10 protein-coding genes and 1 pseudogene are annotated in these 8,917 nt (G+C 65.4%); all 11 read right to left on the bottom strand.

The window, feature by feature from the left end; genetic code table 11:
* Positions 1-717, bottom strand: a pseudogene (gene coaBC, locus NW75_RS19010) (bifunctional phosphopantothenoylcysteine decarboxylase/phosphopantothenate--cysteine ligase CoaBC); the annotation flags it as partial.
* Positions 714-1,832, bottom strand: coding sequence for a hypothetical protein (locus tag NW75_RS19015; RefSeq protein WP_231565324.1), 1,119 nt, complete (start codon positions 1,830-1,832; stop codon positions 714-716). The gene NW75_RS19015 and the pseudogene coaBC, both read right to left, overlap by 4 nt.
* Positions 1,829-3,364, bottom strand: a complete 1,536-nt coding sequence (gene ubiB / locus NW75_RS19020) for a 2-polyprenylphenol 6-hydroxylase (RefSeq protein ID WP_033966856.1) — start codon at positions 3,362-3,364, stop codon at positions 1,829-1,831. The genes NW75_RS19015 and ubiB overlap by 4 nt, the downstream gene beginning before the upstream one ends.
* Before the next feature lie 70 nt (positions 3,365-3,434).
* The gene (locus NW75_RS19025; RefSeq protein ID WP_231565325.1) at positions 3,435-4,253 is read right to left on the bottom strand and encodes a SufD family Fe-S cluster assembly protein; all 819 of its coding nucleotides are present in this window, start codon (positions 4,251-4,253) and stop codon (positions 3,435-3,437) included.
* Positions 4,250-4,564 carry a hypothetical protein gene (locus NW75_RS19030; protein WP_033966864.1) on the bottom strand — a complete coding sequence of 105 codons (315 nt, stop codon included), beginning with the start codon at positions 4,562-4,564 and terminating at the stop codon, positions 4,250-4,252. Before NW75_RS19030 ends, NW75_RS19025 begins: the two co-directional genes overlap by 4 nt.
* On the bottom strand, positions 4,561-5,304 hold the full coding sequence (sufC, locus tag NW75_RS19035) for a Fe-S cluster assembly ATPase SufC (RefSeq protein ID WP_033966866.1): 744 nt from the start codon (positions 5,302-5,304) through the stop codon (positions 4,561-4,563). The genes NW75_RS19030 and sufC overlap by 4 nt, the downstream gene beginning before the upstream one ends.
* A gap of 2 nt (positions 5,305-5,306) precedes the next feature.
* Positions 5,307-5,579, bottom strand: a complete 273-nt coding sequence (locus NW75_RS19040) for a hypothetical protein (protein WP_126849271.1) — start codon at positions 5,577-5,579, stop codon at positions 5,307-5,309.
* Complete coding sequence (locus NW75_RS19045; protein ID WP_081988837.1) at positions 5,576-6,106, bottom strand: endonuclease domain-containing protein; 531 nt, start codon at positions 6,104-6,106, stop codon at positions 5,576-5,578. Before NW75_RS19045 ends, NW75_RS19040 begins: the two co-directional genes overlap by 4 nt.
* A complete protein-coding gene (sufB, locus tag NW75_RS19050) occupies positions 6,103-7,587 on the bottom strand; it encodes a Fe-S cluster assembly protein SufB (protein WP_033966878.1) in 1,485 nt (494 codons plus the stop codon). Before sufB ends, NW75_RS19045 begins: the two co-directional genes overlap by 4 nt.
* 137 nt (positions 7,588-7,724) lie before the next feature.
* Positions 7,725-8,138 carry an SUF system Fe-S cluster assembly regulator gene (locus NW75_RS19055; RefSeq protein ID WP_010407504.1) on the bottom strand — a complete coding sequence of 138 codons (414 nt, stop codon included), beginning with the start codon at positions 8,136-8,138 and terminating at the stop codon, positions 7,725-7,727.
* A 101-nt stretch (positions 8,139-8,239) separates the two neighbouring features.
* Positions 8,240-8,917, bottom strand: a 678-nt coding sequence (locus NW75_RS19060) for a helix-turn-helix domain-containing protein (protein WP_033966870.1), incomplete at its 5' end; no start/stop codon positions are given.

Here is an 8,917-nt window from a genome sequence, read left to right on the forward strand (position 1 = left end):
GTGCGCGTCACCCCGGGCGTGGGGAGCGCAACCGGCCCCGCGACCAGCGTCACCCGCGCGCGCGCGCGGCCAGCGCGGCGGCAATCGCAAAGCCCTGCTTGCCGGAGGAGCGATTCGCGAGGTAGCGCACCGGGTCGATCGGCTCATGCGTGGGGCCGGCCGTGACTAGGATGTGAAGCGCGGTCACGCAGCCAAAGCCGCCCGAATCGCCGCGAAAATCGCCGAGGGCTCGGGCAGGCGACCGGGGCCATATTCGCCGCACGCCATCGCGCCTTCATCGGGCTCCAGCACGGTCACGCCATCGCCGCGCAGCGTGGCGACGTTGCGCTGCGTTGCCGGGTGCTGCCACATCCGCACGTTCATTGCGGGTGCTGCAAGCACAGGCTTGTTGGTCGCGAGCAGCAATGTGGTGGCCAGGTCGTCGGCGATGCCCGCCGCCATTTTCGCCATCAGATCGGCGGTGGCGGGCGCGATCACGACCAAATCGGCCTCGCGGCTGAGCTGGATATGGCCCATCTCGACTTCGTCCTTCAGGTCCCACAGGCTGGTATGGACCTGGTTTTCGGACAAAGCGGCGAGCGTCATCGGGGTCACGAAATGCGCGCCGCCATCGGTCAGCACGCATTTGACGGCGATCCCGCCCTTGCGGCACAGCCGGATCAGCTCGCATGCCTTATAGGCGGCAATGCCGCCGCCGACGATCAGCAGAATCTTCATCGCACCACCCGCGTCACGGTAATCTTGCGGCGCGGGTCCTGCGCGCGCGCGATCAGATCGCGCACGCCATCGGGCGCAAAGGCAAGGCCGATCAGGAGCGTGGGCGCGACCATCAGCCCCCAATAGAAGGTGTCGGCGCGCCCGAACAGAGCCAGCAGCGCGGCATAACCGGCGAACACGGCCAGCGCGCGCAACGCCAGTTCGCTCTTCCACGCAGCCCAGCCGAACAGTGCCAGCCCGACGACCGGCGCGGCGAACCACAAGGGAGCCAAGCTCAACACCGTCCAAAGCTGCATCGTCGTGATGAAAAAGCCGAAACCCAGCGGGCCGGGCCAGCCCGACAGAGCCGGATCGGTCTCCCGTACCACCAGCGACACGGCGTGAGCGTGGAGCGCGAGTACGATCGCCAGCACCCCCAGCGTCGATGTCCAGCCGATCGCTTCCTTGCGGTGGCCCTCGGCAAAGGCGAACACTGCCATGATACCGACGTAGAGCGCAGCGCTTTCCCGGATCAGCATCGCGATCAGCCCGATCGCGACCGCCTCGATCCATTTGCCCTCGCGCCGCGCGGCGAGCGACAGTGCGATCAGCAATCCCGCCCAAATCTCGTGAAAACAGGCGAGGTCGGCTTGCACGAAGGCGATCAGCCCCCCCGCCAGCAACGCCATCGCGACCCACACCGCTGCCGGACGGGCAAAAGCCGACCGCAATTGTCGATACCAGGCGAACACCACTCCCGCGACCAGCGCATAGAGCAGCAGCATGGTGACGGGGGGCGGCAGCGCGGCCTGTACCACCGCGAGCGTCGGCAGGCGGAAGGTGAGGAAGGGGCGCATCGGATCATCGCCCGCGCGGAGCGCTTGGGCGGTCACCGGATAATAACCGCCACCGCCGCGCATCCCTTGGACAATCGTCTCATAGCGCACGACATCGGCTTGATCTTCGCCGCGATTGGCCGGGTCATGGTCGATCGACGGTGTCCCGGGGCTCGCCAAAGCCAGCAAGGTCGCGAGTAACAGCAGCGCGAGTAGCGCCAGGCCGATACGGGCCTTCTGGAGCGATACCCCGGCAAATCTGGAAGGCTTGGCGAGCCACAGGGGCGTGGCGTCCTTCACCCCCAGAGCACCCACCCAAGGCCCAGGCTTGCCCCCGCGCTCACCAGCGCAACGAGCGCATACCGCCAGCCGCCGCCGACGCGCAGCACTTCGATGTGTTTGAGCGGCGGCTCGGGCGGGGCTCCGGGCGGATTGGGGAAACGCCGTTCGATGTTGCGCACCAGATCGGGCAAGCGCGACAGGGTCCGGAAGCCCTCGACCAGTCGGTCGGCGACCGCCGCTTCGGGGCCGAGTTCTGTGCGGATCCATTCGCGCACGAACGGGGCGGCGGCGTCCCACAAATTGATGTCGGGGTCGAGGCTGGTCGCGACGCCTTCCACCATCACCATCGTCTTTTGCAGCAGCAGCAGATGCGGCTGCGTCTGCATGTCGAAATCGCGGGTGATGTTGAACAGGCCGTCGAGCATCATGCCGATCGACATGTCCTTCACCGCCATGCCGCGCATCGGCTCGCCGACCGCGCGCAGCGCAGTGGCGAATTCGGCGACATTGTGGTGCGGCGGCACATAGCCCGCCTCGAAATGGATTTCGGCGACGCGCTTATAGTTTCCGGTGATCAGCCCGTAGAGGATTTCGGCCAGCCACACGCGGGCGCGCCTGTCGATCCGGCCCATGATGCCAAAGTCGATCGCGGCGATCTTGCCGCCCGGCAGCGCGAACAGATTGCCCTGGTGCATGTCGGCATGGAAGAAGCCTTCGGCGATCGCCTGGCGCAGGAAAGCGTGGACGAGGGTGTTGGCCAGCGCCTGCATGTCATAGCCCGCTTCGACCAGCGCCGCGCGGTTGGACAGCTTGATCCCGTCGATCCATTCGAGCGTCAGCACACGGCCGGTGGTGCGCTGCCAATCGATCTTGGGCACCAGGAAATCGGGCTCGGCGGTCATCGCATCGGCGAGTTCGGAGGCGGAGGCGGCTTCGCGCCGCAAATCGAGCTCGCGCGCGGTCCAGCGCTTGAACGTCTCGATCACCAGGCGTGGGCGCAGCCGTGACAGTTCGCCGCCCATCGCCTCGACTTGCGCCGCCGCCCATTCATAGGTGTCGATCGCGCGGGTGAAATCTTCCTCGACGCCGGGGCGTAGCACCTTGATCGCGACGGTGCGGCCGTCGGTGGTGACCCCGCGATGGACTTGCGCGATCGAGGCTGCACCGACCGGGACGGGATCGATCGAGGCGAACAATTCCGCCGGATCGCGCTGGAACGCGCGCGTCATCGCGGCGTGGATCGTGTCATAGGGCACGGGCGGCAGCGCGTCCTGCAGCCGCATCAGATCGTTCGACGCCGCCTCGCCGACAATGTCGGGCCGCGTCGCCAGCGTCTGGCCGAGCTTGATCGCAGCGGGGCCGATCGCCTGAAACGCATCGGCATAGCGCGGCACGGCGGGCACGCGCGCACCGATCCGTGCGATCCGCGCGAGGCGACGCACCGGCGTCGGCGTATTGGGGTCGCGCTCGATGCCCGAGAGCGCGCCGTGGCGCGCGAGGATGCGGCCCCATTTGAGCAGGCGCCACAGGTGGATAGCGGGGGCGGTCATATTGTTCCCTCTCCCCACGGGAGAGGGAGGGAGGAGCGAAGCGACGGAAGGGTGTGAGCAAGCGCGGTTGTCATAAGCCACCCTCACCCTTCCCATCGCTGCGCGATGGGCCCCTTCCCTCTCCCAACGGGAGAGGGAGAGACAGCATCCGCTCCAATGCCGCTTGCGCCGCCGCTTCCACGCGGTCGCGTTCGGCGGCGTCTTCAATCTCCTCGAACACCGAGCCGATGAACGCGCGCAGCAGCATCGCCTTGGCTTCGGGCGGGGCGATGCCGCGCGAGGCGAGGTAGAAGAGCGCATTGGCATCGAGTTCGCCGACGGTCGCGCCATGCGCGCACTTCACGTCATCGGCGAAAATTTCGAGCTCGGGCTTGGCATTGGCGGTGGCGGTGCGCGTCAGCAGCATCGCCTTGACCGACTGCGACGCATCGGTCTTCTGCGCATGGCGCGCGACCGCGACCTTGCCGAGATACGACCCCGTCGCCCGCCCGCCGAGCACCGAGCGCACGACCTGATTGGAGGTGGCATTGGGCTCGATATGGTTGAGCGTGGTGACGAGTTCGAGCGTCTGTTCGCCCCCGCCGAGCATCGCGCCGCCGAGTTCGAAATGCGAACCCTGATGGCACGTCACATCGATCGTCACGCGACCGAGCTTGCCGCCGGTGTTGAGCACATGGAAGGTTGCGGACGCCCCTTCGCGCAGGATCACACGGTAATCGCGGATCGCCACGGCATCGGTCGCGGCATCCTGCACGATAACGCGCGCGATCGACTCGCCAGCGGGAACGTCGATCACTTCGGCGGCAGGCACGGGCCAGACCGAGGCGACGGCTTCGAGATCGCTATACCGCCAGGATTCATCGCGACGCGTGGGGAGAGCGAGCGTCATGGCCGCGCCCCTGCCGCCAAGGTCCGCCGCACGCCTTCAAGCAAGGCGGGTTTGCGGCGATCGATACAGGCGGCAGCGGCTCCCTGATCGATCGCACCGGTCTTGACGCATTTCGCCGCAGTCCGGCACAATTGCTCATCGAGCCGAGCATTCCCGGTCGACTGGCTGAGGCCGCAGGTAAAGCGCCCCTGCGGATCGCGCCCCACCCGTACCGACAGCGCGGCAAGCCGACGACCGATCACAACGATGTCAGGCTCCTCGGCGGGCAGCGGCGTACCCTGCACCGCGAGCGCCAGGGCGAGCGCGATCACGCCACCACCCCGGCATAGCCTTCGCGCTCCAGCTCCGCCGCGAGTTCCGGCCCGCCCGAACGGATGATCCGGCCGGCCGAGAGGACATGCACGAAATCGGGCGCGACATAGCTCAGCAGGCGCTCGTAGTGCGTGATGAGGATCACCGCTTTCTCGGGCTTGCGCATGATGCGGTTGATACCCTCGCCGACGATGCGCAGCGCGTCGATGTCGAGCCCGCTGTCGGTCTCGTCGAGGATTGCGAGCTTGGGGTCGATCAGCCCCATCTGCACCATCTCATTGCGCTTCTTCTCGCCGCCCGAAAAACCGACATTGACCGGGCGCTTGAGCATGTCCTGGTCCATGCTCAGCGCATCGGCCTGCGCGCGCGCGAACTTGAGGAACTCGGCACCCGAGAGCGGCTTTTCGTCGCGGCCCTTGCGCTGGGCGTTCAATGCCTCGCGCAGGAACTGCACGTTGGACACGCCGGGGATTTCGACCGGATATTGGAAGCCGAGGAACAGGCCAGCGGCGGCGCGTTCGTGCGGGGCGAGCGCGAGCAAATCCTTGCCGTCGAATTCGACCGAGCCCGCCGTCACCTCATAACCGGGCCGCCCGCCGAGCACATAGCCCAGCGTCGACTTGCCAGCACCATTCGGCCCCATGATCGCATGGACCTCGCCCGCATTGACGGTGAGCGAGAGGCCCTTGAGGATTTCCTTGCCGTCGATTTCGGCGTGGAGGTTAGTGATTTTAAGCATCGTTAGTCTTCAGTTTCCATGATTGGCTGCTTGTTGAGCCGACGTCGCGCGACGTGAACGACAACAGCGCTAAAGTAGATGATCGCGTAGGTTCCGCCGGCCATTACCATTGCGGCAAAAACTAGTGTCGCCAGATAGTTGGTGGCTTCGACTCCAAAGAACCGGATCACGCCCTCGGCGAGTAACAGAAATAGGAACGCCATAATGATGCCGCTCCCAATGAAGTAGGCACGAAGCCGCCACCGCGCGCGTTTGAGGCGAGCGGCCTCCATCACCCCACCGCCCCCTCAAGCGAGATCCCCAACAACTTCTGCGCCTCGACCGCGTCTAGCCCCTCCCCTTCAGGGGAGGGGTTGGGGTGGGGCCTCTCCCAGCGATCCGACGCCTGTGCCAGCGCGATCACGACCGCATCGAAGACCCCTTCGAGTTTCGCCATCACATCGTGGTTCGATACCCGCAGCACGCGGAAGCCCAACCCCGCCAGCACATCGTCGCGCAGCCGGTCCTTGGCTTCATCATGCGTATCGCCATCGACTTCGACGATCAGCGCCTTTTGCGGGCAGACGAAGTCGGCAATGTAGCGGCCGATGACGGCTTGACGACGGAATTTGTGGCCGTTCGCCTGGCCGTTGGACAGCGCGCGCCAGAGACGTTTCTCGGGTTCGGTCGGGTTACGGCGCATTTCTCCGGCGCGCTTTTGCAACGCCGCTAGGTACTCGGCGGAGAGGCCCCACCCCCCGGCCCCTCCCCTGAAGGGAGGGGAGTCGGTGCGCCGATCATAGTCTTGCGGCGACAAACTCATCCGACCGACCCCTCAAGGCTGATCCCCAGCAATTTCTGCGCTTCGACCGCAAACTCCATCGGCAGTTGCTGGAGCACTTCCTTGGCGAAGCCGTTGACGATCAGCGCCACCGCCGCCTCTTGATCCAGCCCGCGCTGCATCGCGTAGAACATCTGGTCGTCGCTGATCTTCGAGGTGGTCGCCTCATGCTCGATCTGCGCCGACGGGTTGCGTACTTCGATATAGGGCACGGTATGCGCGCCGCATTGGTCGCCGAGCAGCAGCGAATCGCACTGGGTGAAGTTGCGCACGCCCTCCGCGCCGGGTGCCACGCGCACCAGCCCGCGATAGGTGTTGTCCGAACGGCCCGCCGAAATGCCCTTCGACACGATCGTCGAGCGGCTGCCCTTACCATTGTGAATCATCTTGGTGCCGGTATCGGCCTGCTGGCGGTTGTTGGTCACCGCGACCGAGTAAAATTCGCCGACCGAATTCTCACCGTTCAGCACGCAGGACGGATATTTCCAGGTGATCGCGCTGCCGGTCTCGACCTGGGTCCACGACACCTTGGAATTGCGGCCCTGGCAGAGCGCGCGCTTGGTGACGAAATTGTAGATCCCGCCCTTGCCGTTCTCGTCGCCGGGATACCAATTCTGCACGGTCGAATATTTGATTTCGGCATCGTCCAAGGCGACCAGTTCGACCACGGCGGCGTGGAGCTGGTTTTCGTCGCGCATCGGCGCGGTGCAGCCTTCGAGATAGGAGACATAGGCCCCCTTATCGGCGACGATCAGCGTGCGTTCGAACTGGCCGGTATTCTCGGCATTGATGCGAAAATAGGTGGACAGCTCCATCGGGCAGCGCACGCCCTCCGGGATATACACGAAGGTCCCGTCGCTGAAGACCGCGCAGTTGAGCGCTGCGAAGTAATTGTCATGCTGCGGCACGACCTTGCCGAGCCACTTGCGCACCAAGTCGGGATATTCTTTGATCGCCTCGCTGATCGAGCGGAAGATGACGCCCGCGCTTTCCAGTTCCTTGCGGAAGGTGGTGGCGACCGAGACGCTGTCGAACACCGCGTCCACCGCGACGCGGCGTTTGGGCTGGCCGTCCTCGCCAAGCTCCTCGACCCCGGCGAGCATCTTCTGCTCCTCGATCGGGATGCCGAGCTTTTCATAGACGCGCAGGATTTCGGGATCGACTTCGTCGAGCGAGCCGAGCTTGGGCTTGGCCTTGGGCTCGGCGTAATAATAAGCGTCCTGATAATCGATCGGGTCGATCTGCAGCTTGGCCCAATCGGGCGTCTCAAGCGTCAGCCACAAACGGTACGCCTGCAGCCGCCAGTCGAGCATCCATTCGGGCTCGCCCTTCTTGGCCGAGATGAAGCGGACGGTATCCTCGCTCAGCCCCTTGGGCGCGAAGTCCTGCTCGATGTCCGAATGGAAACCCCATTCATACGACTTGTTCGCGGCTTCATAGGCTTCGGCGTTCTTGGTGGCCATCATGCAGTCCTTGCCGCGCAGCGGCTACAAAACCTCTTTGTGCCTTTGCGGCTTTGTGCGAGAAAATTCTGCTCGCACGAAGACACGAAGACACGAAGAAGATGAGAAAATAAAACGCGCTGCGCGCGGCTGGGGCGTCATGCTGGCATCCTCGACAGGCTTGCGAGCGTTACGCCGTCGAGCGCGCCGCGGACGGCGCCGTTGACGGCGTTCCAGTGCGGCTTGACGCGGCAGTCGCCTTCCAGCGCGCAGTCGTGGCGGCCTTCTTCGACACAGGCGGTCAAAGCGATCGGACCTTCGACCGCCTCGATGATCTCAGCCAGCGAAATCGCCGCTGCCGGGCGCGACAGGCGGAAGCCGCCGCCGGTGCCGCGCGTGCTCTCGATCAGGCCACCCGCCGACAAGCGGCTGACCAATTTCTGCACCGTCGGCAGCGGCAGGCCAGTCTCGTCGGCCAGCGTCGTCGCATTCAGCTTGGCCGCGCTGCCGCAATGTCGCGCGGCGGCGGACATCATTACGACGGCATAGTCGGCAAGGCTGGAAAGACGCATCGGCTCCAATCGGATTAATTCTGTCCGATTGCAAATGGGCGCAGTAGCGGCGCGGGTCAACCCCTGGTTGCACGGCCGCCCAAGGCGGCGCGCGCATGGCGCTATGTTTCGCTGATCAGCGGACTGACCACCCCGCCCAGCGCGCTCCGGTGCAAAATGGTCAATTGCGACAGCAGACCGGGATCGGCCCGGATCTGGCGCGGGGTAAGGCCGGTAAAATGCTTAACCTCGCGAATCATGTGCGACTGATCATAGAAGCCGCGGTCGATCGCATCGGCGACACCTTCCTCGCCCCCACGCATCGCCACCGGCGCGCGCAGCGCGCGATATTTGCGGGCGAGCACCTTTGGCGGCGCGCCGTACAGGATATTGCACTTCCGCTCGATCTGGCGACGCGACAAGCCCGTCGCCGCAATCAGACATTCCATTTCCGGCGACGGACTGCCCGCCAGCCACGCATCGACGTGGCGGATGAAATCGGCATAATGCGGGTCCACATTATGCAACAGGTCGCGCACCAGTGCCTCGCAAATCCCCACCCGTGGGCCGACACCGGGCGATTCGCGCAAAGCGTCGGCAACCCCCTGCAACCGCGCCGCACCAAACAGCGGCGCTGCATCGATCACACGGTTGAGCATCGTCGATGCGTCGGCCCCGATCATTGCCGACCATCCCGCAGCCGTCAGCCCCATCCCGAACACCGCCACCGGCCCGGCCACGCGCACGCTGCGCGGGCCGCTGGTCGGCCCAAGGACATGCGCGTCCGGTGCCTCCTGCGC

It is taken from the genome of Sphingomonas sp. Ant H11 (assembly GCF_000797515.1).
Taxonomy (GTDB): Bacteria; Pseudomonadota; Alphaproteobacteria; order Sphingomonadales; family Sphingomonadaceae; genus Sphingomonas.

Coding starts and splice junctions, on each gene's coding strand:
- ubiB (WP_033966856.1), bottom strand. CDS start 3,364: ATGACCGCCCCCGCTATCCACCTGTGGCGCCTGCTCAAATGGGGCCGC.
- NW75_RS19025 (WP_231565325.1), bottom strand. CDS start 4,253: ATGACGCTCGCTCTCCCCACGCGTCGCGATGAATCCTGGCGGTATAGC.
- sufC (WP_033966866.1), bottom strand. CDS start 5,304: ATGCTTAAAATCACTAACCTCCACGCCGAAATCGACGGCAAGGAAATC.
- NW75_RS19045 (WP_081988837.1), bottom strand. CDS start 6,106: ATGAGTTTGTCGCCGCAAGACTATGATCGGCGCACCGACTCCCCTCCC.
- sufB (WP_033966878.1), bottom strand. CDS start 7,587: ATGGCCACCAAGAACGCCGAAGCCTATGAAGCCGCGAACAAGTCGTAT.
- NW75_RS19055 (WP_010407504.1), bottom strand. CDS start 8,138: ATGCGTCTTTCCAGCCTTGCCGACTATGCCGTCGTAATGATGTCCGCC.